Source organism: Bradyrhizobium sp. CB2312 (assembly GCF_029714425.1).
Taxonomy (GTDB): Bacteria; Pseudomonadota; Alphaproteobacteria; order Rhizobiales; family Xanthobacteraceae; genus Bradyrhizobium.
Map to the genome: position 1 here is coordinate 3,562,429 of NZ_CP121668.1, position 25,162 is coordinate 3,587,590.

The 25,162-nt window shown below is 61.9% G+C and carries 25 protein-coding genes and 6 pseudogenes; 16 read left to right on the forward strand and 15 right to left on the reverse strand.

Annotated features, from left to right (window positions below; genetic code table 11):
- Positions 1–21 precede the first annotated feature (21 nt).
- Both QA642_RS17215 and QA642_RS17220 read right to left on the reverse strand, forming a co-directional pair.
- A complete protein-coding gene (locus QA642_RS17215; RefSeq protein ID WP_283085685.1) occupies positions 22–297 on the reverse strand; it encodes a DUF1488 family protein in 276 nt (91 codons plus the stop codon).
- Between the two features lie 17 nt (positions 298–314).
- On the reverse strand, positions 315–572 hold the full coding sequence (locus tag QA642_RS17220) for a hypothetical protein (protein ID WP_283085686.1): 258 nt from the start codon (positions 570–572) through the stop codon (positions 315–317).
- Between the two features lie 257 nt (positions 573–829).
- Between QA642_RS17220 and QA642_RS17225 the strand changes: the two genes are divergently transcribed.
- Entirely contained in the window at positions 830–1,294 is a 465-nt protein-coding gene (locus QA642_RS17225; RefSeq protein ID WP_283085687.1) for a hypothetical protein, read from the forward strand.
- Positions 1,295–1,327: 33 nt separating this feature from the next.
- Here the strand turns inward: QA642_RS17225 and QA642_RS17230 are convergent, their stop codons facing one another.
- Together QA642_RS17230 and QA642_RS17235 are read right to left on the reverse strand one after the other, a co-directional pair.
- A complete protein-coding gene (locus QA642_RS17230; RefSeq protein ID WP_283085688.1) occupies positions 1,328–2,722 on the reverse strand; it encodes a TAXI family TRAP transporter solute-binding subunit in 1,395 nt (464 codons plus the stop codon).
- Positions 2,723–2,756: 34 nt separating this feature from the next.
- Positions 2,757–4,052 (reverse strand): Nramp family divalent metal transporter, encoded by a 1,296-nt coding sequence (locus QA642_RS17235; protein ID WP_283086917.1) that lies wholly within the window; start codon positions 4,050–4,052, stop codon positions 2,757–2,759.
- Between the two features lie 200 nt (positions 4,053–4,252).
- Between QA642_RS17235 and QA642_RS17240 the strand changes: the two genes are divergently transcribed.
- Positions 4,253–4,597 (forward strand): DUF1236 domain-containing protein, encoded by a 345-nt coding sequence (locus QA642_RS17240; protein WP_283085689.1) that lies wholly within the window; start codon positions 4,253–4,255, stop codon positions 4,595–4,597.
- A 799-nt stretch (positions 4,598–5,396) separates the two neighbouring features.
- Here QA642_RS17240 and QA642_RS17245 read toward each other — a convergent pair.
- Positions 5,397–5,612 carry a hypothetical protein gene (locus tag QA642_RS17245; protein ID WP_283085690.1) on the reverse strand — a complete coding sequence of 72 codons (216 nt, stop codon included), beginning with the start codon at positions 5,610–5,612 and terminating at the stop codon, positions 5,397–5,399.
- A gap of 275 nt (positions 5,613–5,887) precedes the next feature.
- Here QA642_RS17245 and QA642_RS17250 point away from each other — a divergent pair, with 275 nt between their 5' ends.
- From QA642_RS17250 to QA642_RS17270, 5 genes and pseudogenes are all read left to right on the forward strand, one after another.
- On the forward strand, positions 5,888–6,088 hold the full coding sequence (locus tag QA642_RS17250) for a hypothetical protein (protein ID WP_283085691.1): 201 nt from the start codon (positions 5,888–5,890) through the stop codon (positions 6,086–6,088).
- 16 nt (positions 6,089–6,104) lie between these two features.
- Positions 6,105–6,509, forward strand: a pseudogene (locus tag QA642_RS17255) (hypothetical protein).
- An 87-nt stretch (positions 6,510–6,596) separates the two neighbouring features.
- The gene (locus tag QA642_RS17260; RefSeq protein ID WP_283085692.1) at positions 6,597–6,806 is read left to right on the forward strand and encodes a hypothetical protein; all 210 of its coding nucleotides are present in this window, start codon (positions 6,597–6,599) and stop codon (positions 6,804–6,806) included.
- Between the two features lie 132 nt (positions 6,807–6,938).
- Entirely contained in the window at positions 6,939–7,997 is a 1,059-nt protein-coding gene (locus QA642_RS17265; protein WP_283085693.1) for a glycosyltransferase family 4 protein, read from the forward strand.
- Between the two features lie 110 nt (positions 7,998–8,107).
- On the forward strand, positions 8,108–8,626 hold the full coding sequence (locus tag QA642_RS17270; RefSeq protein ID WP_283085694.1) for a PRC-barrel domain-containing protein: 519 nt from the start codon (positions 8,108–8,110) through the stop codon (positions 8,624–8,626).
- A gap of 269 nt (positions 8,627–8,895) precedes the next feature.
- On the opposite strand, the gene QA642_RS17275 is transcribed toward QA642_RS17270, so the two are convergent.
- Positions 8,896–9,123, reverse strand: coding sequence for a hypothetical protein (locus QA642_RS17275; RefSeq protein WP_038959943.1), 228 nt, complete (start codon positions 9,121–9,123; stop codon positions 8,896–8,898).
- Positions 9,124–9,301: 178 nt separating this feature from the next.
- Here QA642_RS17275 and QA642_RS17280 point away from each other — a divergent pair, with 178 nt between their 5' ends.
- Positions 9,302–10,507 (forward strand): DUF1236 domain-containing protein, encoded by a 1,206-nt coding sequence (locus QA642_RS17280; RefSeq protein ID WP_349253852.1) that lies wholly within the window; start codon positions 9,302–9,304, stop codon positions 10,505–10,507.
- A gap of 767 nt (positions 10,508–11,274) precedes the next feature.
- Positions 11,275–11,502, forward strand: a complete 228-nt coding sequence (locus QA642_RS17285) for a hypothetical protein (RefSeq protein ID WP_283085695.1) — start codon at positions 11,275–11,277, stop codon at positions 11,500–11,502.
- Between the two features lie 219 nt (positions 11,503–11,721).
- Here QA642_RS17285 and QA642_RS17290 read toward each other — a convergent pair whose 3' ends face one another.
- Positions 11,722–11,892, reverse strand: coding sequence for a hypothetical protein (locus QA642_RS17290; protein ID WP_283085696.1), 171 nt, complete (start codon positions 11,890–11,892; stop codon positions 11,722–11,724).
- 84 nt (positions 11,893–11,976) lie between these two features.
- Positions 11,977–12,936 (reverse strand): sensor histidine kinase, encoded by a 960-nt coding sequence (locus QA642_RS17295; protein WP_283085697.1) that lies wholly within the window; start codon positions 12,934–12,936, stop codon positions 11,977–11,979.
- A gap of 320 nt (positions 12,937–13,256) precedes the next feature.
- On the opposite strand from QA642_RS17295, the pseudogene QA642_RS17300 reads away from it, so the two are divergent.
- The 3 genes and pseudogenes from QA642_RS17300 (at position 13,257) to QA642_RS17310 (ending at position 15,460) form a co-directional block, all read left to right on the forward strand.
- Positions 13,257–13,612 (forward strand): annotated as a pseudogene (locus QA642_RS17300) (PRC-barrel domain-containing protein).
- 651 nt (positions 13,613–14,263) lie between these two features.
- A pseudogene (locus QA642_RS17305) lies at positions 14,264–14,395 on the forward strand (Ku protein); the annotation flags it as partial.
- Positions 14,396–14,635: 240 nt separating this feature from the next.
- Positions 14,636–15,460, forward strand: a complete 825-nt coding sequence (locus tag QA642_RS17310) for a ribonuclease HII (protein WP_283085698.1) — start codon at positions 14,636–14,638, stop codon at positions 15,458–15,460.
- A gap of 28 nt (positions 15,461–15,488) precedes the next feature.
- Here the strand turns inward: QA642_RS17310 and QA642_RS17315 are convergent.
- The 7 genes and pseudogenes from QA642_RS17315 to QA642_RS17350 form a co-directional block, all read right to left on the reverse strand.
- Positions 15,489–15,953 (reverse strand): annotated as a pseudogene (locus QA642_RS17315) (DNA ligase); the annotation flags it as partial.
- Positions 15,941–16,804 (reverse strand): IS21-like element helper ATPase IstB, encoded by an 864-nt coding sequence (gene istB / locus QA642_RS17320; RefSeq protein ID WP_166107168.1) that lies wholly within the window; start codon positions 16,802–16,804, stop codon positions 15,941–15,943. The gene istB and the pseudogene QA642_RS17315, both read right to left, overlap by 13 nt.
- An 8-nt stretch (positions 16,805–16,812) precedes the next feature.
- Positions 16,813–18,303, reverse strand: a pseudogene (istA, locus tag QA642_RS17325) (IS21 family transposase); the annotation flags it as partial.
- Positions 18,304–18,415: 112 nt separating this feature from the next.
- Positions 18,416–18,919: pseudogene (locus QA642_RS17330) on the reverse strand (DNA ligase); the annotation flags it as partial.
- Complete coding sequence (locus QA642_RS17335) at positions 18,916–19,254, reverse strand: hypothetical protein (protein WP_283085699.1); 339 nt, start codon at positions 19,252–19,254, stop codon at positions 18,916–18,918. The pseudogene QA642_RS17330 and the gene QA642_RS17335, both read right to left, overlap by 4 nt.
- Before the next feature lie 668 nt (positions 19,255–19,922).
- Positions 19,923–20,384, reverse strand: coding sequence for a histidine kinase dimerization/phosphoacceptor domain -containing protein (locus QA642_RS17340; RefSeq protein WP_283085700.1), 462 nt, complete (start codon positions 20,382–20,384; stop codon positions 19,923–19,925).
- A 1,110-nt stretch (positions 20,385–21,494) separates the two neighbouring features.
- Complete coding sequence (locus QA642_RS17350; RefSeq protein ID WP_283085702.1) at positions 21,495–23,174, reverse strand: DNA polymerase/3'-5' exonuclease PolX; 1,680 nt, start codon at positions 23,172–23,174, stop codon at positions 21,495–21,497.
- An 873-nt stretch (positions 23,175–24,047) separates the two neighbouring features.
- Here QA642_RS17350 and QA642_RS17355 point away from each other — a divergent pair.
- Genes QA642_RS17355 through QA642_RS17370 form a run of 4 tightly spaced genes read left to right on the forward strand, consistent with a single transcriptional unit; the run spans position 24,048 to position 25,122 of the window.
- Positions 24,048–24,215, forward strand: coding sequence for a hypothetical protein (locus tag QA642_RS17355; protein ID WP_283086918.1), 168 nt, complete (start codon positions 24,048–24,050; stop codon positions 24,213–24,215).
- Positions 24,163–24,618 (forward strand): hypothetical protein, encoded by a 456-nt coding sequence (locus QA642_RS17360; RefSeq protein WP_283086919.1) that lies wholly within the window; start codon positions 24,163–24,165, stop codon positions 24,616–24,618. Before QA642_RS17355 ends, QA642_RS17360 begins: the two co-directional genes overlap by 53 nt.
- A 31-nt stretch (positions 24,619–24,649) precedes the next feature.
- Positions 24,650–24,955, forward strand: a complete 306-nt coding sequence (locus tag QA642_RS17365) for a hypothetical protein (RefSeq protein ID WP_283085703.1) — start codon at positions 24,650–24,652, stop codon at positions 24,953–24,955.
- Positions 24,952–25,122 carry a hypothetical protein gene (locus QA642_RS17370; RefSeq protein WP_283085704.1) on the forward strand — a complete coding sequence of 57 codons (171 nt, stop codon included), beginning with the start codon at positions 24,952–24,954 and terminating at the stop codon, positions 25,120–25,122. Before QA642_RS17365 ends, QA642_RS17370 begins: the two co-directional genes overlap by 4 nt.
- Positions 25,123–25,162 lie beyond the last annotated feature (40 nt).

Genomic DNA, 25,162 nt, shown 5'->3' on the forward strand with positions numbered 1-25,162 from the left:
TAGCGCAGCAGCCGCTGTGGGTCAGGCCTTTACGGGCGTCAGATGCTCAGTGTCCACAACCGGCATCTCCTTTCCTGCATCAAACTGTTCGCTTGCGATCTGCTCGATCGTCCCCCGATGCCTGTGGAATGTGGCGACCACGTTATCGGGGTCGGTGCAGTCGGCAACGGCGCGGTCTCTCAAGGCTGACCATTCGACCCTGCAGCCGATGCGATCATCGCCATTGAACATAGCAAACAGAACGGTTTCCGGGTTCGCCTCCTGAAACTCGCCAGAGGGGTCGGGGGAAAGGGGCATCTCGGAACTCTACTCCGTCAAGAGAGGTTTCTACTTTTCCCGATCGGTGTGGCCGCGGCTACCTCAACCGTGGCCGATACCGTCATTATCGGAGTCTCTTTCGTTCTTACGAGGATGGACAGCTTCTCAGTCAGGCTGGAAGGACTGTGGTTTCGTATCGCCTCTGCCAAATATCTCATCGCAGCGTCGCGGGCGGCCGCGAAGTTCGGAAGCTCTTCTCCCTGGTCGTCGATGATGGCACCAGCCGTGTCCTGATAGTCGAAATAGAAGCGCATGCTTGCCAACGTTGCGTTGGTCCGGCCAGTTCCTAACGACGAGCAGTTTGAGCCGCTTACTCTGGTAACAGCTCAGGGGCGAGGCCTCTGACTGGCGGATTGGATCGTTGGAGATCGCATAGAGACTGCTATCAACGTGCGCGTGCAGAGCGACACCGTAACCGTCCTAACCGATGGACCACTTTACTCGAAAGACGCGAGCAAAACTGTTCAAACGAGCTTGTGAAGTCCGTGCCCATGCGGGTAGGCGTGCCTGTGTGGCGGCAACGGGTCCGGCGAGCTTCGCTTATCTCGTCGCTGAGGTAGCGAAGAACTATTCGTTTGACGATTTTGTCACGCAATCTGGCGCATACTTTCAGGAGCTATTCGCCTCTCACGTCACCAGTGACGGCCTGCAGTTTGCAGCCGCCGTTGGCTGGCTCGATCGCGAGGATCGCCCGGCCGCATATATGATCGATCTGGTGTACGGTGACATCGAACGTTTGCGCAGCGAAGTCAAAATTGACGGCGAGCCGATCAACCAATTGATGGAATCTCACCTGCTCGCATTTCCGCCTCCGGACATCGAGGAAGTGAAACGGACGGGCTGGCCATTAGGTGTTCCCCTTGACGCGCGTGATGCTCAAGCAGATCTGCTCCATCTTGCGGAGATCCAGCGTCGCCAGAAGTCACTAACCGGCCGCTACATCGGGATTTGGCCGCGCCCTAGCCACTTCTTTTAGGCTCCGGCGTCGTCGACCACATGTAGGGGCGTGCTATCGCCGAGAGGCGAGGGCTGGCCCTTGCGTACGCGCTTGATCAGAATCCAGAGCAGCCCGCCTTTCCGCGACTGCATGATCGAACAGCTCAAGGACAAGGCCGAACGCGGCCATGTCCTCCTGTTCGATGGCTCCCTCATCGTAGCACTTGAGGGTTTCTGCAATGATCGCGTCGACCTCCCGCTGCGATGCCAGCAAATCCTGTTCGGATGCGGCATCGCGGACCTCGCTGGCCACTGCGAGAATGCGGTTGCGGTACCTGGTGTTGTCGTCACGTTCGTCCCTGTTCAGATATCGGCGTAGCCAAGCGGCGGCCGAACCGATCCCGGAAAAAAGAAGCAGGGCGAACCAGAAATAGTCGCTGTACTTGTCCAGAAAGGTCCTTTCGGTCCCGTTGATGACCGCCGCAGCGCCTCGGTGTACCGAGGGCTCCACCTCCTTCTCCGTATCTGGCTTCGCGATGTGCCCGGCGCCGGGGACGCGTTGCGCGATGGAATCGCGTACGACGAAAAGCTGACGATAAAAGGCCGCTGCTTTGGCTTCCGATAGCTCTTTTCTGGCCAGGATGAGATGGCTGACGCTGATGGTGTCGATCTTGTCCTCGGGCCAAGCCGGGTTGGCGTTGAAGACGCTGACGGGGACCTCCTCGGCTTCGTAGCGGGGGTGCCGCAGGGCGATCGCCTCGGCCGCTTCGATCGGAAGAAACTTCGGAGCTCCTCGCGATCGGGCAGTCGCGGCGATGGCCGCGGCCGTGATCTTGCTGTCGAGGGGGCCTACGGTGAAGTACGCATCCAGCGTGTTGTCCTGCGCGAGCTTTTCGATCTCTTCGGTCCCGAATTGGTCGGTGGCAACCCTGTCGGGCCGCACGCCCGAGCCCTCTAGAATTGTCCGAAGGAGTGCGACATTGGCACCGGTCCTTCCGATAATGCCGATCTTGTGCCCCGCCAATTCGGCGATCTCAGCGATCTTGCCGCCTGACCTCTTCTTGGAGTCCTTGCCCGGTCGCCCTGAGGGGGACCAGAGGACGACGTAATTCTTACGCAGGACGGCCAGCGTCTGCGCATCGGCCGGCATCGCAAGGTCGCTGCGGCCCACAGCCAAGTCGGTTTGGCCGACGCCCATCAAGGCCAAAGATTCGACCGCTCCTGCGGTCGTGATCGGCGAGATCCTCACCGTCCTGCTTTCGTCCTCGAACGCTTCGGCCATCGCCTGGACCACCTGGTGATCTTCGCTTCCTGAGGGTCCGACGGCGATCCTAAGGGCCTTGGGCTGCAGGACGTAGAAGAGGGCGGCCGTAGCCCCGCCGAAGACGATGAAGCCCAGGGCCAATAAGAGTAGGAGCCTTCGTTGGCGTCGATCGGCTGAACCTTTGACCGGAGCTGAAAAAGACATCACCGGACCTCACTAGGGTAGTCGTCGATGCGGATTACGACCAAGTCATTGAGCAAGCCATGCCGACGATGCACAGGAACATCGCTACGGTGGCAACCCAGCCAAGCCAATAGACCGGCCCCGAGATCACCAAGTCGCCCATGACCGATTTCCGCCGCACCAGGAGCATCATTACGGTCATGATCGGCGCTGCCAATATGCCATTGATGACGGCGCTCCAATAGAGCGCCTTGATCGGGTCGAGCGCCGTGAAGTTGAGCGCCACGCCGAGCGCGACAGACAGTGCGAGGACGCTGTAGAAGGCCACGGCTTCCTTCGGCTTTCGCGACAGACCGACCGGCCACTTGCGACCCTCGCCGATCGCGTAGGCGGTCGAGCCGGCCAGCACCGGGATCGCAAGCAGGCCTGTCCCGATGATGCCGAGTGCGAAGATCAACTCGGCCATTGCCCCCGCGACGGGTCTCAAGGCTTCCGCGGCCTGGGCGGACGATTCGATGTCGGTCTTGCCGGATGTGTGCAAGGTTGCTGCCGTCGTCATGATAATCGCGATGGCGATGACGTTCGACACAGCCATGCCGACGAGGGTATCGATCCGGATCCGCTTGATTTCCTCGTCCTCCTTCTCGGGCTCGCGCTTGAGCGGCTTCTTATCGGGGTCGATCCGCTGCTCCTCCGCTTCCTGAGAAGATTGCCAGATGAACAGATAGGGTGAGATCGTCGTCCCTAGGATGGCGACCAAGGTTGTCAGGAACGGCCCATCCCATTGGAGCTTGGGAATGAGCAATCCTCTCAGTGCCTCGCCCCACGGCACCTTTGCGAGAAAAAGCGCGATCACGTAGGCGAAGAGCACCAACGTCAGCCATTTCAAGATGGAGACGTATCGCTCATACTTGAAGAAGATCTGCGCGAGCACCGAAACGGCGCCGAAGACCACGACGTAAAGCGTGCCCGGTCCGCCGATCAGAAGCTTGAGAGCATCGCCCATCGCTCCGAGGTCGGCGGCGACGTTGATCGTGTTGGCGACGAAGAGCAGAACGATTATGGACCAGATGACGGGCGTGGGAAAATTTCGGCAGACGTTTCCTGCGATGCCGTGGCCCGTGACGCGGCCGATGCGTCCCGAAATCTCCTGAATCGCCGCCATCAGCGGATAGGTGATCAGCATCGTCCAGCCGATGCCGAATCCGAGCTGGGCGCCCGCCTGACTGTAGGTGCCGATGCCGGAAGGATCGTCGTCGGAAGCGCCGGTGATCAGGCCAGGCCCCAGGCGCTGCAAAAAGCTGTCCTGATCTTCATTCTCGATCGGCTTCTTGCTTGCACCCGCCTTCATCGTCACGTCCGATCCTCCGCTTGTTTCAGCCACGGAACCGTTAACGCCCCCGGCGTCCTAAGGGTCCTCACGGTCGCGCGCGCTTTTGATTTCAGTCGCAAGCGCGCTCGGGAAAATTAGGCAATTTCCTGCCGCGAATCTGGAACCTTGCCATCATTCAGGGGTTCTCGCATGCAGCAGCCTGCGGCCAGGAGATTTTCATGAAGAAGCTGATGCTGACGTGCGCGGCTGCTGCGCTGATCTCGACGGGCGCGATGGCGCAATCCACCGTCGTCACCGCCACCGGTGCGGGCCACGCCGCCGCCGTGCAGATCGAGCCGGAATACCGCACGAAGATCCGCACCTACGTCACCGAACACAAGGTGCGCCCCGTGCAGACCCGCGAGAAGATCGTGGTCGGGCAGCCCGTGCCTCGCGAAGTAGAGCTCGAGTCCGTGCCCGCCGATTGGGAGCCGTCGCTCACCAAGTACCGTTACGTCTACTCCGGCGATCGCGTGATGCTGGTCGGTCCTTCGACGCGCACGGTCGTCCAGGAGATCGACTGAATCCTTCCGGGCGGGTCGCTGAAACAAAAGCGGCCCGCCTGCGTCCGCTCCGGCCCACCGATTCCTGATTCCTTCCTTGCGAGCGGCCGTCCATGCCGATCATCAGATACTTCGTCTTCGTCGGCGCGCTGCTGCTGGCGCTGCTCTTCGCTGCGGACCGATACCTGCCGCCCGCTGTCGAGCGCGCGGGCCCCTCCGATCCGGACAGGACCATTATCCGAATTACGTCGACGAGAAGCCTTCCGGAGAAGATCGTGTTCGCGTCCTCGCGCCGATGCGCCGACGATCGCGCAGGCCGATCCAATTCCGGAACGGCAGTACCAGGTGCGCGAAGACATGGCCGCCATGCCTGCAGCACCTTCCGTGGAGGTCAGGAAAGAAGCGTCGGCGCGCGCCTCCGCTGGGGCCCGCCCGCATTCGAAGCGCTCCGCAAAGCTGCAGAAAAGGACGCCAGACCGACATCTCGCCTTCGAGCGGAACGGCCCGTTTACCGGCGGATGGTGGTGAGCGGAAAGCTCGACAGTGGCCCAAAGGAAAAGGCCGCTCCCTGCAGGGTGCTGCCTTCGTCGCCTTCAGGTGCGTCCGCCTCACCAGTGGCGGCGGTGCCGATGCCAGTGGTGGGAATGAGCGGATACGTCCCGCGGTAGTAGGCGTAGGTCGGCCGGACGACGCGGCGATAGCGATACCCGTAGGAGACCGGCGCAGTGTAGTAGGTCGTGGTGTAGCCGCCGCTGCAGCGATAGGGCTCGTCGTACCCATAGTGGTAGGCGTAAGGACCGCCATAGTAGCCGGCACCATATTAGCCGGGGCCGTCGTAGTAGCCATAGCCCGGCCCCCAGCCATATGCCGAGGAGGCGAGCCCGCCGATGACGGCGCCCGCAACCAGGCCGCCGGCGATGCCCGGTCCCCAGCCACCCCAGCCGCCTTGCCTATGAGCTTCGGCGGGAGACGCCGTGGCTACCGATGCCAGACCAAGAGCGCCGACCATCAGCGCCGACATTGCAATCTTCTTCATCGAGGATCCTTTCCACATTGCGCACGCCCCGGCGATAACGGGAAAACAGGCAATGGTTGCTGCTGGCCCCCGGCGGCGAGGGGCAATGGAAGGCTCGGCGCCGGGGCAGCGTCACTCGAAGCTTCGGGCTTGGAACCCAACGTTCATGGGTGAGACGAGTTCGATCACAATGCTGCGGCGCGAATTGCGCAAGCCGCCCGGAGGTCGCGTTAACAAAGTTGAATTCGCCGCCGGGCTTTTGCGCTAAGCTCCATTTCTCGCTTTTGGGGGGTCTCATGTTCGATCCGGCCACGACCGCGCTTCTGCGCGCCGTCCTCGAAGAGGTTTGCGAGGAAATCTCGCGTTCGGAAACTGGCGCTCGCACGCGCGTCGCCTCGCGAATTCTGGAAGCCGCCGCCAAAGGCGACGTCGCACCAGAGAGTCTGAAGCAGGTCGGCCGCGAAGCGCTTCACGACGCGCCCACCATGTGCCGATAGCGCGGGGCGCCGAGGCGTGAACTTCCAGGTCACGGTACTCAAGATCCTGGTGAGTTATCCCGATGGATTCGCCGTCATGGCGGACCTCAAGCGCGACATGGCGATCCTGTCGACGAGCGGGCGGGACTGGGCCGAGCGAACCAGGCGCCTCGCCGCACGCGTGCCGGACCTCGATATCTTTTCGCAGGCGCTGGTCGAGCGTCTGAACGGAGGATGGCGGATCACCGACAAGGGCCGGACGGTGCTCGAGTTCATGGGGAACAGGCCTTCCGCGCCGCAAACCACGCCGGCCGCTCCGGTCGAAAATCTCGCGACCGCAGGACCCGCGCCCTGACTTCTCGTCTCTACAAGGGACGGCCGCAGCCAACGCCTGCAGCGCCGCCGCGCCGCGCGAGCGCGCGCGTGTGCCAAGGCGTCCTGACTCCTTCGTCTGAGGATCGGGAAAAATCGGAAACCTTCCGGAGCGCCTTGAGTTGGCAACGACTGGGTTTGTCTCCGGAGAGTGAGCATGGCCGAAGACGTCGTCTTGAAGAACGCCACGGAGACCGCCTGGACCGTGTATCGGGCGCGGCACCCCAACGTCGACGCTCATGATGGCCGGCGCTGCCTCATGGAGCGCCATCTGCATCGGAGATGGGAAGAGCGACAGAGCGATACTGAAGAACTTGCCACCTTCGGGTTAGCCTACCTGCACCGGCTCCCCAGAGACGGACGTTGACGAGCATGAAAATGCTCGTCGCGCACCTAGCCAACGGAAGCACAAGGCCCGGTTGGACGTTGCTTGCGATTTCGTTTCTGATCTCCGCGACCATCGTGATCGGCCTGCGCATCGCGTTCGGGGCCTAGCTCGATGCGGATCGCTCAGCTTGCCCCGTTGGCCGAAAGCGTCCCTCCGAAGTTGTACGGTGGTACCGAGCGGGTGATCGCCTGGCTGGTCGACGAACTGGTCGACGTCGGTCACGACGTCACTCTGTTCGCAAGCGGCGATTCGAGTACGAAAGCCAAGCTTCACGCGGTGTGGCCCCGCGCGCTGCGCCTGGGGCGGCGCGGTGTCGACGCCAACGCCGCCTGCTCGCTGCTGATCGAGACCATCGCCGAACATGCGCACGAATTCGACGTCATTCATTCCCATGTCGACTGGCTTCCGCTGCCGGTACTGAGCCGGACGGGCGTGCCGTTTCTAACGACGATGCACGGCCGGCTCGACCTTCCGGGCTTGCCCGACGTGATCCGGACTTTCCCCAAGGCGCCGTTCGTCTCCATCTCCGACAATCAGCGGCGTCAGCTTCCGAGCGCCAACTGGATCGCGACGATTCAGCACGGATTGCCGAAGGATCTGTTTCGTCCCTCCTACGAAGCCGGGTCGTATCTGGCTTTTCTCGGGCGGCTGACCGCGGAGAAGGGGCCGGAAGCCGCGATACGCATCGCACACGCGGTCCAGCTGCCGCTCCGGATCGCGGCCAAAATACCCCGGGCCGAGGCGGCCTACTTCAAGAAGAAGCTCGAGCCCGAGATCGACGGCGAGAAGGTCCAGCTCATCGGCGAGGTGGACGAAATCCGGAAGCAGCCTTTCCTCGCCGGCGCCGCCGCCTTGCTGTTTCCCATCGATTGGCCGGAGCCGTTCGGCCTCGTCATGATCGAGGCGATGGCGTGCGGGACGCCCGTGATCGCCTACCGTTCCGGATCGGTGCCGGAGGTCGTCGAGGACGGCATCACCGGCTTCATCGTGGAAGGCGAGGCGCAGGCGATCGAGGCGGTCAAGAAAGCCGTCCGGCTGGACAGAAGAGAGGTGCGCGCCCGCTTCGAGGAGCGCTTCGTCGCGTGTCGCATGGCGAAGGAATACGAAGTTCGGTATCGCGAATTGACCTCCGCCCAAGCGCGACACCCGCTTCACGCAGCGGGTAAGTGACGAATCCTTTGGCGTTAGTCCCCGGCGTCTCCTACCGGGAACAAGCGGAACTGCCGGGCGTTGTGGGGGCGGCATCCGACCGGATGCTGGTCCACTGGAGGATATGATCTATGAAAAGGATTCTTGCCATCGCTCTGCTTGGCACTGCCGTGATCGGCGGGGCTGCATTCGCGCAATCCACGCAACCGGCCGATCGCGCTGCGCCGGCCGCCACCGCCGCTCACACGACCGACGCGAAAATGGCATTCAAGGGCAATTGGCGCGCCTCGAAGCTCATGGGCCTGAACGTCTACAACGAGAACAACGAGAAGCTCGGCGACATCAACGAGCTGCTCGTCGACAAGAGTGGCAAGATCAACGCGGTGGTGATCGGAATCGGCGGCTTCCTGGGAATGGGCGAGCACGACATCGCCGTCTCCATGGATAAGCTGAAGTTCGTCGAAGAGCCTGTCCGGACAAGCTCGACCAGCACCACTACCACTACTACGCGCGACAAGACCACCGGCGCGGCTTCGACCAACACCACGACCCGCAACGCTAACGATTGGGTCCCCGACCACGCCGTCATGAGCGGCAACAAGGAGCAGTTGAAGGCGCTCCCGCAGTTCAAGTACTCAGACTACAACTAAGGGGACGAAGCGTTCTCGGATCGAGGGCCTCCATTGGAGGCCCTTTTTCTTTGAGGTGCGATGACGCGGGCACAAACAGAAACGGCCCATCCGGATGCCGGACGGGCCGTTCGTACGAAAGTCAGTAGCTCAGTGCATATGAACCAGGAAATAGCCGACGCCGCCAACAACGAGGACGGCAGGAACGGCCCACAGAATCAATACGGGCATTTTCTCCTCCAATTGCTGTCAGTAGGTTCGCGGGCTTCCTTCGGCCCCCGAATGGTCGCTTACTGCTCGGTGCAAACCTTGGTGGTCTTCACGGCGGACTCGGCTTCCGTCTTGGTCTTGTAGACGCCGTCGCCCACGACCGTGGTGGTGGTCGTCGTCGGCTTGGTGTCGACGACGGTGCACTTCTTGGTGGACGCGTCGCGCACGATATAGAACTCGGCGGCGCTGGCGGCCTGGGTGCCAAGGGCGAAGGCGGCGAGCGCGCCGCACACGATCAACTTCTTCATGATGTCCTCCTCAGTGTTCGTAAGTAGTCACTGCCAACGGGGTTTCGTAGACGAAGTTCCGGTTGTTTCCACCCGCTCAAACCATCGTGCCATTTCGCTACAGCAGGAATCCTCCACGCCGGAAGAAACAAGAACGCTTTGCCTTTCCCGGAATCGGAACCGCGCGCGCCGGTAATGGTTGATCGTCGTCCACATTTGGAGGTTTCAGATGAACAAGCGTTTATTCTTGGCCACTACCGCTGCAGTCGCCCTAGCGACTTCGGCCTTCGCGCAGTCCTCTCCGAGCACGTCGAGCTCGAATCCAAGGGCCACCGAGCGTCAGCAGGATTCGTCGACAACGTCGCCGTGGTCCTCGACGTCGATCCCTTCCACCAGCTCGTCTTCAGGATCCGCGCAGTCTTCGACGAATTCCGCCCAGACGCAGTCTCCGTCTTCGACGGGACAGACTGCTGCAGGCCAGTCGTCCAATTCCGGTACCGGGACCAACACTACGCAGGCGCCGACCTCGAACAACTCCAGCAACCAGGCCCAGACCAATCAGCCGTCCGGCCAGAACACGACGCCGTCCAGCGAGGCGCAGACCAACACTCCGTCGAACACGAGCAACCAGACGCGGAGCGCCAACCCGCCGTCCTCCAGTACCAATCAGGCGCAGTCGCCGTCGGGTAGCGGTTCGACCAACACGGCCCAGCAGCCGACCAATCAGCAGAACGCCCCCGATCGTTCGTCGAACACCAACGTGAACGCGTCGGTGAACATCAACGACCAGCAGCGGACCCGCATCAGCGCGTTGATCTCGCACCTGAACGTGCAGCCGCTTACCAACGTGAACTTCTCCTTGTCGGTGGGCACCGTCGTCCCTCGCGATGTCCGCCTGCAGCCGCTGCCGGCCGAGGTCGTCGAGATCGTGCCGCAGTATCGCGGCTACAACTTCGTCTTGGTGAAGGACCAGATCGTGATCGTCCAGCCGTCGACCTACAAGATCGTGACGGTCCTGCCGTTCTCCGGTCGTTCGATCGCCGCTGCGCCGGCGCGGACGGAGCAGCGTAAGACGACGTTCACCGACCGCGATCGCGAAGTCGTCCGCAAGCACGCCAAGGCGCGCCCGGTCGAGGGCGAGAAGCGCGTGACCACCGGCAGCTCGGTCCGGACCGAGATCCGGACCGGCGAGCGCGTGCCGGAGGGCGTGGAGATCGAGGCGTTCCCCGAAGACGTCTATCGGGATGCTCCGACCCTTCGCGAGTACCGGTACATCAATCGGGACAGCCGCACCTACATCGTCGAGCCCCACAACGTCGCGTCATCGAAGAGATCGATTGATCTCGCAACGGAAGGAGAAGAACGTGAAGACCATTGTGCAGGGAGCGCTCACGGCGAAACCTGATGGCGGCGTCCGCGAATGCTGCGCCTCTTGCGCCCGCGGCCATCGCCTCGACCGGGGCTGTCGGCGTCGAGCAGATGCGCTGTCTGTGACGAGTTTGGCCGCTGCTACCGGACCCGCGGCCCCCTATGTCCAGCGCTACTACGGCGGGGACGACGGGTATGTGATGCGCTGAAGCTACGGCTACTATGGCGGTGGCCCGAGCATCGGGCTCAGCTTCGGTACCCGGAGCTGGTGAACTCAAGAAGGGGCCGCTCTCCGGCGGCCCCTTCGACGTCTGTTCCATCTGTGCGGGAATGAGATGTCTGCTGTCGCCAAGCTCCTGAATCAAAAAGGAGCAGTTGCTCGTGCGCCTCGTCCAGGTCCGAACGAGCGGGCCGAAATCCAGGCGCTTCTCGCGAGGATCGAGACGGCGCTAAAGTTGCTCGCCAGCCAGGGTTCCGCCGCTGTCGCGGCCGACGAATAGTGCTCAGCGAGCGGTTTCCGTGAAGCTTTTCCGAAGGACCCCCTGCCGGAGATGAAGGCCCCAGCTCTGCGGGGTAGGGGGCTATGAGCTGGGGCCAGTACGGGGTTCGCCCCTGGGGCAGGGGCATCGGGAAAACTTGGCACGCGCGCTATCGTTCCTTTGCGCGCAACGAGGTTTCGCGTGGATCATCGGCGACGCTCTTCTGGCCGGCGCCTGCAGGGGTGCGGAAGTTAAAATTAGCCGCGAGGATGCAATGCTCCCACAGCACATCGGTGCTAAGCTACCCCGAGCGGGGGGATGACAGTTGGCGATCTATCGGATACTTCAAAACTCACCTCTGGGGCCGGAAGAGATCGCGCGGCTTTCTAGGGCCTACGAAGAGGCGCTCCGCAGGATCGGCGTGCAGGATCGCAACGATCCTCTGACCGAACTGATCGCCAAGAAGATCATCGAGGTCGGTCAGACCGGCCTCAAGGATCCCGCCGAAATCTGCGGCCGGGCGGTCGAGGAATTAGGCCTGCCGAAAGGATGAGTCCGTGGCAAGCGCAGTACCGCGAGCCGTTCGACCTGGAGTGCCCCGTATCGCAGGTGGCGGCCAGTACCGCTGCTCTGAAGGATCGTGAGCGCGGCGGGCAAGGCCACTCGTTGACAGAAACGCGGCTTCGGGTGGTCAGGGCAACCAGTTGGGCCCCGCTTTGCCAAAATGGAACGACGTTCGTAGCGCATGCCGAGGCCGAACCCGGGCCATGGCCTAGTCGTGGTCAGCCTTCTTGCCTGTCTCCTGCTGCTCGGTGGACAGGCTTGCCTCAAGCTCAGCGATGATGTCCTGCAGCAGCCGCACGGCAAGCGGGTCGGTCGCCTCCGCGTGCAGCCTTCGGTATCGCTGCAGTTCTTCGAGTATCTTCGGCGATTGGGTGGCCATGGTCTGTCGCGATCTCCAAACTCTCTACGCCAGAACGGGTTTGGGGTTGCAGACACCTTCGGCGAAATTCAGCGCCTGCCGCGCTCATGCGTCGCGCGCGAGAGAGACCTGCACCTCGCAACCCTCCGGAAGAGGCCTTCTCATTACCGTCCCCTTCATCTGCGACGCCAACAGGCTGATCAACCGCGTGCCGAGCCCGCTCCTGACCTCGGTCGGACAGCCGACGCCGTCGTCCTGCACCGTCACGAGGATGCGGTCGTCCTTAGTGCGCACGTCCACCTCCACCGCGCCGCTGCGACCGTCCGGGAAGGCGTACTTGAAGCAGTTCGTCACCAATTCATTCACGATCAGCCCGATCGAAGCCGCTTGCGAGCTCCGCACCTCGATATTCTCGCAGCGGACACCGATCGAGATCGTGCGTACGCCACGATGGAAGTCGGCGAGGCTTCCGCATAGAGCTTCGATGTACGGCGCAAGGGCGATTCGGCTGCTGTTTGCGGTATCGCGCAAACGGTCGTGGACCTTGGCGACCACATCCACCCGGCTCACCGCTGAAGCGATCGCCGTCTGGACTGCCGGGTCGGTCGCCGAGCGGGCCTGAAGCCTGAGGACCGAGACTATGGTGGCGAGGTCGTTGCGCGTTCTATGCGCGAGCTCCTGCAGCAGAACTTCCGAATACTGGTTGGCTTCGGACAATTTCCGCAGCGTGCTCCTGAGGAGCTCGGTGACAGCAGCGATGCAGATGCCCGTCAGAATGAACAGGATGAGTGGGATCGCAGCGGAGGATGGGGGCCCCGGCATCAAGTAGGCGGCGGCGAGCGCGGCACCTGCCGCGGTGGCCACGATACCGCTGCCGCGATTGAAGAGGACGGCGGACAGAAATATAGCTGGTATGAACAGCAGAACAGGGTAGGAGCGCAGCTGATCGTCCAGCATCACCCGGGCGATGAAAGCGATGCCCACCAGACCGAGTGTCAAGGTATAGCGCACCCAGATCGGAAAGTCCGACCTCGCCGTCATGAGGCTTTGCAGAAAGGCTTCCATCCCGGAGCAACGTGCCCTCGAGGCTCGATGTTCCGATCAGAAGCCGCTCTTGCTTCGCAGGGGTTGCTTGCGCCAGGCCGGCCCGATCCAACGACCGCGTTTTATTCGGCCATCCAGCAGGAAGTTTTGCATCCGCTACTACGAAGCCGGTAAAGCTCGGAACGAGGAGCTGAGACAAAAGCTGGAGGCCCTGGGCATTCGAGGGCAATTGCCGCGGTGGCCGTCCGTTCCCTTTTTCGCGCGACCGGAATGCCGGTCAGGACGAGCCTCGGCTGCGCAACGTTGTCTGGTATCGATCCCGACCCAAGAGGAGGATGACGATGGAAACGGAACGGCGTGAAACGGGTACGCTCATCGGCAGCGACAAGGTCGAAGGCACCGCGGTGTACGGCGCCGGCGACAGAAGATCGGCTCGATCGAGCGCGTGATGATCGACAAGGTAAGCGGCCAGGTCTCTTATGCGGACCTCGGCTTCGGCGGCTTCCTGGGCATCGGTGACGATCACTATCCGCTGCCATGGCAGTCCCTGAAGTACGATACGAACCTCGGCGGCTATCGGACTAACCTCAGCGCGGACAGGCTGCAAGGAGCACCGCACTACGGCAACGACAACGAGTGGAATTGGGACGACCCGGGACGGGCGAGGGCGGTGAACGACTGCTACACCGGGTTTTAGGCGTCGCCACTCTTCCGAGCGCGCAGACGACGAGCGCCTCGGCGTTCCGGAAAGAGCGCCGAGGACATGGGCGTCTCGCCGCGAGCCCGCCTGAGGGCGTTCCGCCGCGCTACGTGCGCGTTGCCTGTGAGGACGATCCTGCTTGATCCCACCGCCCTCAACTGGGCGGACAGTCCGCTGAAGCCGCCGGCCAAGTAGACCCGAACGCAACTCGGCCTCGATAGGCGCTTGCTGTCGAGGCCGATCGCGCTGTCAAATTGTCCAAACGCCTTCGCCCCTCAACCCGCAGATCCGAACGTCGTTCCATCGAACGTGCCAACCGCGCCGCACTTGGGCGGACCCCTTGTCTGCGGGGGGACGGAGGGCGGAGCCCGGAGTGCCTAGGAGTCCGGGTCCCCGCAACCGTAACCGCAGAGGAGCACGCGCTCCTCCCGCTCGGTACATAACCAACTCTACGCCTGCGGGCCCGGTTCGCCTTGAGCCACCTCAATTTCGCGTGGCCGAATTGGACGCGATCTTTCCGCGGCGCTCTCGGATTTCCGCGGCGCAGCGCCTTACACGGATGAATCTCGGAGACAGCAAGGTGGAGCGTCGGAACTGGGTGCCGTCGTTCGTCTTGAATCCAGGCCGCTCAAAGGAGTTCAGCGTAACATGGCCCCACGTGCCAACTGGAAAGGCTTCCTGCGTCTGTCCCTGGTGACCTGTCCGGTCGCGCTCTATCCGGCCACCTCCGAAAGCGAGAAGATCTCGTTCAACCAGCTGAACCGCGCGACGCGCCACCGGACCCCCTCGGAAGCACCCTGGGAATTGAGGCTCCGCTCTTTCTCAAGGGATCAAGACACCGGTTGGTTCCAGTCTGAGGTGGACATGATCTGTATGGGGCACAGAATCCGGATCTCAGGCGAGGGCCGGCCGGGTTCCTTGTGAAAGCGCGTTGCGGATGTTGAAGCGGTTTAGCTAGTTCAGACAATCGCCATAAAGCTCAACGACACGCTCCCACAGTCAATCCTCACCAAGGCCGCTATGTCCCAATATTCGCTCGATCTATTGCGTCAGCGCTATGTCGTCGAGAGAAGACCGCTCGAGGCCAACGTCGAGCAGATCTTGCGGGCCGACACCCGTGCGGGAGCGCGGGCGATCCTGGCTTCGATCGATAAACGCCGCTTTGAAAATCGTTCCGAAGGGCAGCGCCTCCGCAAGATGCTCCGCTTCGAGACCTCTCTTTGGGAAAGCGGCCACCATGCCGTGGCAGGGGTGGATGAGGCTGGAATGAGCCCTCTCGCTGGGCCGGTCTCCGCTGGCGCCGTGATTCTGAAACCCGGCACGCGGATAGTCGGGATCGACGACTCGAAAAAACTCGACGCCGCGGCTCGCGAAGAACTCGCGAAAGAGATCAAGGAGAAGGTGGAGAGTTGGTGTGTGGCGTTCGTTGAGGTCGAGGAGATCGACGCGATCAATATCTATTGGGCAGGTATCCAGGCTATGCAGCGCGCGGTCCGGGGACTAGGGTTGACGCCGCAGCACTTGCTGATCGATGCGAAGCGGTTGAAGGAAATCGACATCCCTCAGCAGGCCATCATCAAAGGTGACGCCAAGTCCGCCAGCATCGCCGCCGCCTCCATCCTCGCTAAAGTCGAGCGCGACAGGGTCATGCGGACGCTCGACGTGCGTCACCCCAGCTACGGATTCGCGGATCACAAGGGCTACCCGGTGCCGGCTCATTATGAGGCGCTCGCAAGGCTTGGCGCATGCGCAGCTCACCGGCGATCGTTCGGACCAGTCCGTAAGGCTCTTGGGTTGCCGCCCCTCCCGCCATGGCCTTCGGCAGTTGAGCGCGAAGCGGGCTGAACACATCGTACGCTTCGTCTCGGCGGCGCTATTTTCGCGACCAGTTCTTTTCGCGAACGACGTCCTTGGCGTTCTTGTCGGACCGCAGGCCGAGATAGACCGGCTGGCGAAGCTCGCCCTTGCTGGTCCACTCCGCGAACTTCACTTCCGCAACCAACGAAGGACGCACCCAGGTCGTGACCAACTCGTCCTTCACCTTGGCAGGAAAGGGCGACTTGGCAGTCTTGAGCCTCACGAGCTTGCCGTGAACCTCCTTGAGAACTTGGTGGCTGAAGCCGGTACCGACGTGACCGATGTACCGCCAGGCCCCGTCTTCGCGAACCGCCAGCACGAGAGCGCCAAAGAAGGGCCGGGTTCGCCTCGGCGCCGTGAAGCCGGCGATCACTACCTCCTGCCGCTGCGCGGTCTTCACCTTCAGCCAATCCGCGGTCCGGCCTCCGGATGCATACGCGCTATCGGCGCGCTTCGCCATGATGCCTGTCAATCGGCGTTCGACTGGGACCCCCTATCGGCATCCAAAAGGGACCCCTTTGATCGGCGCGCTCTGCTGGTAGCGCTCGGGTCGTCGGAGCTGGTCGGGGTTGCGGAGACGGCGCGAGCGCGGGTTGTTTGAACATCGTCGCGGCTTTTGAAGCGCCAACTGTCGTTGCCGGTCTCAACGATGTCGCAGTGATGGGTCAATCGGTCGAGTAGCGCGGTGGTCATTTTGGCATCGCCGAACACGCTGGGCCATTCGCCGAACGCAAGATTGGTGGTGACAATGATGGAGGTGCGCTCGTAGAGCCGGCTGATGAGATGGAACAGGAGCTGACCGCCCGATTGCGCGAACGGCAGATAGCCCAGCTCGTCGAGAACGATGAAGTCCATGCGGGTCAGATGCTCAGCGAGCCGTCCCTGCCGTCCGTTGCGGGTCTCGGTCTCGAGCCGGTTGACGAGATCGACGACGTTGTAGAAGCGTCCTCTAGCACCATCGCGGATGCAACTTCTGGCAATGGCGATGGCCAGATGGGTCTTGCCTGTGCCGGTGCCGCCAACCAGCACGACGTTGCGTTGCTGGGCGATAAAGCCGCCGCCAGCGAGATCATTGACGAGAGTTTGATTGATCGGCGTGCCGTCGAACTGGAAGTCCGCGATGTCCTTGGCAAGCGGCAGCTTGGCAATGGTGAGCTGGTATTTGATCGAGCGGGCTTGCTTCTCGTTGATCTCGGCGTTGAGCAGGTCGCCGACAATGCGCTGGGGTTCGTGCTGGCGCTTGACGGCAGTTGCCATGATCTCGTCGAAGGCAGCCTTCATGCCGTAGAGCTTGAGTTCGCCCATGAGGTCGAAGATTTGGGTTCGTTCCATCAGATGGTCCTCCGGAGGTTGTCGTAGCGGGCACAATCGGCGATCGGTGCATGACGGAGTGTCAGTGCGGCCGGCGTCATGATGTTGGCCGGTGGGGCGGGTTCACGTTGACGGGCCAGGATATTGAGAACGACATCGGCGGAATGGACGCCATGACCGAGCGCTTCGGCACAGGCCGCTTCCACCGCGGGCAGACCGTCAGTCAGCACCGCGTTGAGGATGTCGACCATCTGCCGATTGCCATCGTCGGTGCTGGCAAGCTTGCGCCGGATCCGCTCGATCGCAGCCGGCAGCACCCAGTCTTTGAAGGGAGCACCGTTGCGCAAGGCGCCGGGTTTGCGGGCGAGCACCGGCACATAATGCCAGGGGTCGTAGACGGTATCGCCGCGGCCAAAGGATCGCGGGTGCTCGGCAACGATGCGCCCATCCTGACGGATCACGATACGATCGGCATAGGCTTGAACCTCGACCGGTCGTCCGACTGCGCTGGCTGCGACGGAGTACTTGTTGTTGTCGAAGCGCACCAGGCAGGTCTTCGAGACCGATGCCGTCACCGCATGGAAGCCGTCGAAGCGGCCGGCATAGGGAACGAGTTTGGGGCGCTCGGCTTCGAACACGTCCCAGATCGTCTGATCGGTCAGCTCCGGATGGCGATGAGCCTTGGCGTAGGCGATGCATTTGTCGAGCAGCCAGGCGTTTAACTCGTCGAGGTTCTTGAAGCGCAGCCGCGGGGTGAAGAAGCGTTCGCGGACCAGCCCGACCTGGTTCTCGACCTGCCCCTTCTCCCAGCCCGACGCCGGCGTGCAGGCGACCGGATCGACCAGATAGTAGCTGCACATCTGCAGGAAGCGGCGATTGTAGAGACGGCCTTTACCGACGAAGATCGTCTCTACGGCGGTCTTCATGTTGTCGTAGATGCCGCGGGTGCAGGTGCCTTTGAACAGGGCGAACGCCCGGTCGTGGGCGTCGAACACCATCTCCTGCGTCTCTCGCGGATAGGCCCGCACGAACAGCATGCGGCTGTGACAGAGCCGGACATGAGCAGCCTTCACCATCACTGTGGTGCCGCTCAGCAGGACGACCTCGTGGCTCCAGTCGAACTGGTAGGCTTCGCCTGGTGCAAAGCTCAGCGGCACATACGCCGACGCTGTCGAGGTGCCGCGTTCCTTGCTCCACCGTCGTGCGTATCGACGAACCGCATCATAGCCGCCGACATAACCGAGGCCGCGAAGCTCTTCGAATATACGGATCAGCGTCAGCCGTTCCCGCGCCGACTTGCTCTCATTCCCTGCCAGCAACCGGTCAAGCTCGGCACTCCAGGCACCCATCTTCGGGAGCGGCTGCGTCTCGCGCTCATACCGGAACTCCGTCGCTTGAGAACGAATGACCTTGCGAACCACCTTCCGCGATACGCCAAGTTCTCGGCAGATCGCCTTGATCGGACGACCATCAACAAAGTAGGCGCGACGGATCTTACCAATCGTCTCCACCACCAGCATCCCAACCTCGGCTTCCATGACTCGATGGAAGCCACTGTGGACCCTTGTCCCGGGGTCCCGATTGGATGCCGATTACCCCGAATACGGGGTCCTTATTCCATGCCGAAACACAGATGCCTTCAAGGCCTTTCTTCTCGGCCTCAGCAAAGAACTTTTTACCCTCAACTTTTCGGTGCCGGCTGAACGCGATCAGCGTGTCGCGCGGCAGGATGGCCTTCAGCCTTTCCTTGCGCTCGAGCAGAGGACGCTTCCGAAGGTCTTCCCCGTCAGCGAACATAAGATCGAACACGCAGTAAAGGAGCTTGGCTTCGTGTCTCAACGCGTTTTGCAGCAATTGGAAGTGCGAAACGCCGTCCTTACCGAGGGCGACGAGCTCGCCATCGATCACGGCGTCGCCCTTCACGCCTTCCAGGGCCTGCGCAACCTCCGCATACGAATGGCTGATGATCTTGCCGTTGCGGCTGTACAAGGCCACCTTGCCTCCGCGGATCTCGGAGACCATCCGAAAGCCGTCGTACTTGTCCTCAAACACCCAATGGGGATCGTCGAAAGGGGCATCGGTGAGCGTGGCCAGCATCGGCTGCAGGCGCTTAGGCAAGGTCGACTTTCGGGTCATTTCGAAGCCGACTGCCGATCGAGAACTGTCTCATCGGTGCGGCCGACACGGAATACGCCGAACACGCGCGTCCGAACCGAGACGAACACTTTCCAGAGTTTCGCAAACCAAGAGATTGTGAGCAGCTTCGGCTTCACAATGGCAAAAAGCCGCTCGACCACCAGAAGGCTGAATGCGTAGCACGCAATGATCATCGCAGTCCCGGTGATCCAATGGCCCTCTCCTGCCACCGCTGCCGCGACGAGCTTCAGAGGCTCTACGGTAGCTGCCGGTAGAGCCAGCAAGAAGAGCGACGGGTAGGGACCAAGTCCTTCGATCAACTTTCTTAAGCTCATGCGATGCTCCTCCGGGGAAGAACGAGGGCATCCTGCCGGTGGTTCCCGGTAACGGAACATACGTCGCCTGTTCTCGTTCCAGGGGTGCGGCGGGTGAATCTGACCTAAGTTGAAAGTGGCGATGGAGAGCCAAGCGAAGGCTCACCGGAAGATGGCCGCGCAGCGAGCCAAGATGTCCGCCGGAGCCTAGCTCTCCCGAGCAGTAAATTCCGATTGGGCTCGGGAACAATTGTCCGCTTTGGTACTTATTGAGTCGCCTTTGGCAGGGTGATTCCCGTGAACTTTTTCAGCAGCGACAGATTTTCGGGACCGAAGACACGGGAAGATCAGCGCTGCAAATGCGGCGCGCAACCCCGATTGGTTCACACGATGATGGACCCAGTGCGCGGCCTGAACGTGCGCATGTTCGAGTGCCGGTGTGGCGAGCGCTCTTGGACTGAGGACAAGGAGTAAGGCTTCTCGGTTTGATGCCTCTTGTCTGCGAGCGTAGTGGGCCGGGTTGATCTTGAGGCGTCGCCTATTCTGGAACGTGCACTCGTCTGTCAGCATTACTGGCATATGCCGCGCTATGTCTTCCACGTGACCCACAAACACTACGAACCTGACCTCGAAGGCGAGGAATTTCCGGACAAGCACGCCGCTTGGCATGAGGCCACAGTGACGGCGAGTCAGATGCTCCAAGGCCTCGACGGGAAGCTAACGCCGGACTGGACGCCTATCGAGATCGTGCGTACGCCACGATGGAAGTCGGCGAGGCTTCCACATAGTGCTTCGACGTAGGCTGCGAGTTCGATGCGGCTGTTGTCTGCAGTATCTCGCAAACGGTCGTGGACCTTGGCGACCACGTCCACCCGGCTTACCGCTGAGGCAATCGCCGCCTGGACCGCAGGGTCGGTCGGCGAGCGGGCCTGAAGCCTAAGGACGGAGACTATGGTGGCGAGGTCGTTCCGCGTTCTATGGGCTAGCTCCTGCAGCAGGACCTCGGTATACCGGTTCGCCTCGGAGAGCTTGTGCAACCTGCTCCTGAGCAGCTCTGTAACGGCAGCGATGCAGATGCCTGTGAGGATGAACAGGACGAGCGGAATCGCAGCGGACGATGGGGGGGCCCGGGATGAAGTATGCAGCGGCAAGCGCTGCCCCTGCCGCGGTGGCCACGATACCGCTGCCGCGGTCGAAGGGGACGGATGACAGGAAGATGGCCGGGATGAAGAGCAGAACGGGGTGGGAGCGTAAGTGATCGTCCAGCATCACCCGGGCGAAGAACGCGATGCCGATCAGGCCGAGCGTCAAGGTGTAGCGCACCCAGATCGGAAAGTTCGACCCAGCCGTGAAGAGGCGGTGCAGAAAGGCTTCCATTCAGGAGGAACGTGCCTTGCAGGCTCGATGTTCCGAGCGCTTGTCAGGCCGCTTCCGAGAGTTTTCCCAAGCGGCTCGCCTCGCGGGGCGGGCTTTCGCCTGCGCGGGCGAGATATGGCTGCTACGCCCCATCACAAGATGCGGAAGATGCATTCTCATCCCGAGAGCCGGCGGACTTCCCCTGGTTTGAGGTTTATCTCGCCGAACGTTTTCAACTGCTTCTCGGATAGAACCGCTGGGACGACCTGCGCTGTCCATCCCTCCGGTACGGCCGCGAGGACCAGGGTTACCGCCTGACTCGGCTTGGCAGCGCAAGCCAAATCTCAGTCGTCGATCCCGAATCGGCTGTCAGCTCAACGACCGAAAAGGCTTTTCCGAACGACTCTGCCATAAGGACCAATTCACGCGCAGTGCAGCCGTTTCTATCTGGCGGGCTCACTCAGGCGGTTTCAGTCCGGGGGATTGAAGCCACTGGTTCATGTGCGAGCCGGTCTCACACCGTCGCGCCTTTCGCACGATCTGATCGCGCAGGGACCCGTGAGGGAGCAACTCGGCTTGCTCACGCAAGCGCTTGGCCTCTTCAGCGAGGCGCTCTTCCAAAGATAAGGTCTGTTTGAACGACGGCGCTTCGACATGGCGCTGCTCCCTGGTTGGAGGGGGCGGGAGCGCTACCGGCGTTCTCATCACAGATAGTCTTTCGCGACCTTTCCGGAACTCTTTAGGAATGGCTCAAAGGACGCAATCGGCTCAAACCAAGGATTGGCGGCACTTGGATCAATTGGCATTTGACGCGAAAGCTCTTGGCCGCCCCGCACGATTGCGTGGACGGGCCAACTAGCCGACGGCCCTCTCGCCCTCGAGCGAAACATCGCGTGCCGCCGCCATCAGGCGGCCCGAGAGAGCGAGCGCCTCTTCTGGCGGAAATAGCGCGCAATCTCGGGCAAGGTCATTGCATTCAGCACCCTTTGCGGGGGCACGCCACCCTTCCGGGCCATCACGACGCCCCAGTGCATGTGGTCGAGTTCGGGGATCGAGTGCGCGTCCGGATTGATGCTCAGCATGCAGCCGAATTCGAGGGCCGCCCGGTGCCAGCGCCAATCGAGGTCGAGCCGCCATGGATGGGCGTTGATCTCGACGACAACGTCGTGCTTGGCGCAGGCCCGAAGCACCTTCTCGACGTCGATTTCGTAGCCCGGTCGCCGCTGGAGCTGCCGCCCGGTCATGTGCCCGATGATGGTCGTGTGAGGATCGGAAATGGCCCGAAGCAGGCGCTGGGTCTGCGCCATGCGGTCCAGTTTGAAGCGGCCGTGGATGCTGGCGACGACGAAGTCGAAACGTTCAAGCACCTCGGCGTCGTAGTCGAGCGACCCGTCCGTCAGAATGTCGGATTCGATGCCTTTCAGAATCCGGAAATCCTTGCCGAAGCGCTTGTTCAGCCGGTCGGCTTCCCGGTGCTGCTGCGCAATCTCCTCCACTGACAGACCTCCGGCATAGTGCGCAGACTTGGAATGGTCGGCGACTCCGAAATACTCGAACCCGCGCTGGCGTGTCGCCTTCGCCATGGTCTCTAGCGTCTCTGTCCCATCTGAAGCATCGGTGTGGCAGTGCAGGATTCCGCACAGGTCCTTGTCGGTGACGAGCTTCGGCAACTTACCCTTCAGAGCCAGCTCGACTTCCCGGCGGCCCTCACGAAGCTCGGGATCGATGAAAGGCAGCCCGAGAGCCTGGTAGATGTCGGTCTCCTCGCCCGCGACCAGTGTGTGACCCTTGTGCAAGCCGTCAGTGTCTAACCGCATGCCCTTCTCGGCGGCCAAGGCTTGAAGCTGCTCGAGGTGAGCGGCAGAGCCGGTGGCGAAGAGAAGGGCGGCGCCGAAATGTTTGCGGTCGCACACGCGGACTTGCAATCCTTCGGCCGATGGCGTCGACGCCTTGTCCGGCTTGGCTGCCTCCGCAACGATGGCGAGGTCGCCGATAAGCTCGCAGCCTCGACGGAAATCGCCGGCGATCGTCACGTGCCTGAGCTCAGGCCGGGCCTTCCGGATCGAGTCTTTCGCGTGCGCGAGCAGGGCGGCGGCCCTGTGCAGGTGGAGGCGGCCTTCTCCGCTTTTGGCTATCGCCAGGTTCTGAAGGATCTTGGTCTGCAGCGCGGCGCCGAGTCCCTTGGCCTTCTTGATGCGGTCGTCCTTGGCCGCAGCCTCCAGTTCTGCGAGCGAGGCGATGCCCAGATCTTTGTAGAGCCGGAGCACTTTCTCCGGACGAAGGCCAGGCACGGCGAGCATCTCGAGCACACCGTCGGGAATCTCCTTTCGCAGCTTTTCGAGGCTCGGGTGAGAGCCCGTCTTGTGAAGCTTGGTGAGGATGTCGGCGATGGCATCGCCGACGCCCGGGATCTCCGTTAGACGATCCTCGGCGATGAGCACGTCCAAAGGGACGGCAAGGGCCGCCACGCTGTCGGCGGCCCGGGAATAGGCTTTTGCCCGGTAAGGATTGCCGCCTCGCAAAGCCGTACGCTGCGCGTACTCTCGCAGGAGACTTGCCACAGCGCGAGCGTCGAGCGAAGGCATTCAGCGAGCCTCCCGGTCCACGCTTCGCGGCGCAACCGGGGCAAGGCGACCGCCGGAGCGGTCACTTGGCCGGCCATCAGAAGAGCGTTCGAGCTTCTGAGCTGCGCGAAAGTCCTCGAGGTGCTGGATATTGGGGCCGTAAGCAGCCTCCTTCTTGAGGAGATTGTAGATCCGGCCGGCCACCAGCTGCAGATGCTTAATCCTGCCCTGCGGCATAGATCTCGCTTTGCACAGAGCTCGGACGGCGTAGGCCCGAAGGTAGTCGAATGCGTCTGACATGATAGGTAAACGCCCGCTATCGATCGGAGTTCGATGCGGGAAGGATTGGCCTATTCGGCACTGCACTCTGAGAACGCGTTGTGGGCCGCTCAAATTCGATAGCTCATGGACCGGTGGGGTCGGAACTCCTCCCAGCCTGCGAAGTTGCGAGACTCGTTGAGTAAGGTAGGTAGACTGCCCGCCGTCGGCCCCAACCCGGCGGTGGGTTTTTTGTGAGTTGCGTAATGGCAAAGCGTACAAAGGCGCTCCGGGCCTCTGGGCCGGAGGTCCCTCCAATGCCGGGGTTCATCGGACCCAGTTGGCGAGCCTGAAGATGAAGGCACCTTCGGATTCTCGGTGGATTCACGAAGTCAAATACGACGGGTACCGCATCCAGCTGCGGATCGACGGTGACGATCGCCGGGCCTACGCCCGCAAAGGCTACAATTGGGTCAGCAGGTTTTCGAGGATTGCTGCCGCCTTCGATATCGGAGGTCAGGCAATTGTCGACGGGAAGTCGTCGTTATCCATCAGGCGCGCACGAATTTTTCCGAACTGCAGGCGGACCTCGGCGCAGGCGATTAGGACCGCCTGGTCTGCTTCGCGTTCGATCTGCTGTGGCTCGACGGCAAGGATTTACGGAAAGAGCCACAGATCGAACGAAAGAGGCTACTCAAAGAGCTCACCGATAAGCACAAGCTCGAGGAGCCCATCTACTACAGTGAACACCATGAAGGGGGACGGGCAGGCGCTCTTCGTTGCCGCCAGCAAGTTGAACTATGAGGGTATCATCTCCAAGCGCGCGGATGCGCCATACCGATCGGAGCGCGCCGAAGCCTGGCAGAAGATCAAGGTCGTCCAGAAGGGCAAGTTTCCCGTGGTCGGCTTCATCAAGGACCCATCCGGCGTGGCCGCGCTCTATCTGGGCAAGAGGGAAGGCAAGGATCTCGTCTACTTGGGGAAGGTCGGCACGGGGTGGAATCGAACCACCTCGGCGCAGATCCGCAAAGCGCTCGACACGGTGGTGAGCCCCAAGCAGAAGCTTACCAAGACGATCAGAAAGCCGAAGGCCACGTGGGTCGAACCCAAGTTCTACGCCGACATCGAGTTCCGTGACATCACCTCCGAAGGTCTCCTGCGGGCGAGCTCATTCAAGGGGCTGAGCAAAGGAACACGTCGTTCCTAACCGCGATTTCCGTGTATGTGGAGTACCGGTCATGGATCCGGAACAGCGAGTCGCGAAGGCCTTGGAAGACGCTCAGGGCATCCGGGCCCGGTATGTCGAGCCCGGCCCCAGAGATTGCGAGCAAACCAGAAACCAGCTGCTGGATGTGCTCGACGACGACGCCGTCGTGCAGGCGCTCAAGGATTCAAAGATGGAAAAACCAACTGCAGAACAACTCGCCGAGCTCAAGAGGCTCAACGCGATCGCACGGGTGCCGGACGAATGGGAGATCGTCACTTCGAAGGAAGAAGCCGAGATCCGGATCCGCGATCTGAAAGACAAGACGCGGATGGAATGATGCCTGAGAAGCCGATTAATGGCGTGGAGCCCGAACGCTCCGAGGATGACATCCAGCGCGCAGAGCTCGGTCCTCGTGGCGTACCTGGTAAGGCAAGCCCGGCGAAGATGACGCCTCAGCGGGAGAAGAAGACGCTGAAGCATGTTGACTTTGGACATCCTGAATGAATTCGATGGACACCTTCAATCCCGACTTGCCGTGTTGTGT

Coding starts and splice junctions, on each gene's coding strand:
- QA642_RS17215 (WP_283085685.1), bottom strand. CDS start 297: ATGCCCCTTTCCCCCGACCCCTCTGGCGAGTTTCAGGAGGCGAACCCG.
- QA642_RS17220 (WP_283085686.1), bottom strand. CDS start 572: ATGCGCTTCTATTTCGACTATCAGGACACGGCTGGTGCCATCATCGAC.
- QA642_RS17230 (WP_283085688.1), bottom strand. CDS start 2,722: ATGTCTTTTTCAGCTCCGGTCAAAGGTTCAGCCGATCGACGCCAACGA.
- QA642_RS17235 (WP_283086917.1), bottom strand. CDS start 4,052: ATGAAGGCGGGTGCAAGCAAGAAGCCGATCGAGAATGAAGATCAGGAC.
- QA642_RS17240 (WP_283085689.1), top strand. CDS start 4,253: ATGAAGAAGCTGATGCTGACGTGCGCGGCTGCTGCGCTGATCTCGACG.
- QA642_RS17245 (WP_283085690.1), bottom strand. CDS start 5,612: ATGAAGAAGATTGCAATGTCGGCGCTGATGGTCGGCGCTCTTGGTCTG.
- QA642_RS17250 (WP_283085691.1), top strand. CDS start 5,888: ATGTTCGATCCGGCCACGACCGCGCTTCTGCGCGCCGTCCTCGAAGAG.
- QA642_RS17260 (WP_283085692.1), top strand. CDS start 6,597: ATGGCCGAAGACGTCGTCTTGAAGAACGCCACGGAGACCGCCTGGACC.
- QA642_RS17265 (WP_283085693.1), top strand. CDS start 6,939: ATGCGGATCGCTCAGCTTGCCCCGTTGGCCGAAAGCGTCCCTCCGAAG.
- QA642_RS17270 (WP_283085694.1), top strand. CDS start 8,108: ATGAAAAGGATTCTTGCCATCGCTCTGCTTGGCACTGCCGTGATCGGC.
- QA642_RS17275 (WP_038959943.1), bottom strand. CDS start 9,123: ATGAAGAAGTTGATCGTGTGCGGCGCGCTCGCCGCCTTCGCCCTTGGC.
- QA642_RS17290 (WP_283085696.1), bottom strand. CDS start 11,892: ATGGCCACCCAATCGCCGAAGATACTCGAAGAACTGCAGCGATACCGA.
- QA642_RS17295 (WP_283085697.1), bottom strand. CDS start 12,936: ATGGAAGCCTTTCTGCAAAGCCTCATGACGGCGAGGTCGGACTTTCCG.
- QA642_RS17310 (WP_283085698.1), top strand. CDS start 14,636: ATGTCCCAATATTCGCTCGATCTATTGCGTCAGCGCTATGTCGTCGAG.
- istB (WP_166107168.1), bottom strand. CDS start 16,804: ATGGAACGAACCCAAATCTTCGACCTCATGGGCGAACTCAAGCTCTAC.
- QA642_RS17335 (WP_283085699.1), bottom strand. CDS start 19,254: ATGAGCTTAAGAAAGTTGATCGAAGGACTTGGTCCCTACCCGTCGCTC.
- QA642_RS17350 (WP_283085702.1), bottom strand. CDS start 23,174: ATGCCTTCGCTCGACGCTCGCGCTGTGGCAAGTCTCCTGCGAGAGTAC.
- QA642_RS17360 (WP_283086919.1), top strand. CDS start 24,163: ATGAAGGGGGACGGGCAGGCGCTCTTCGTTGCCGCCAGCAAGTTGAAC.
- QA642_RS17365 (WP_283085703.1), top strand. CDS start 24,650: ATGGATCCGGAACAGCGAGTCGCGAAGGCCTTGGAAGACGCTCAGGGC.
- QA642_RS17370 (WP_283085704.1), top strand. CDS start 24,952: ATGATGCCTGAGAAGCCGATTAATGGCGTGGAGCCCGAACGCTCCGAG.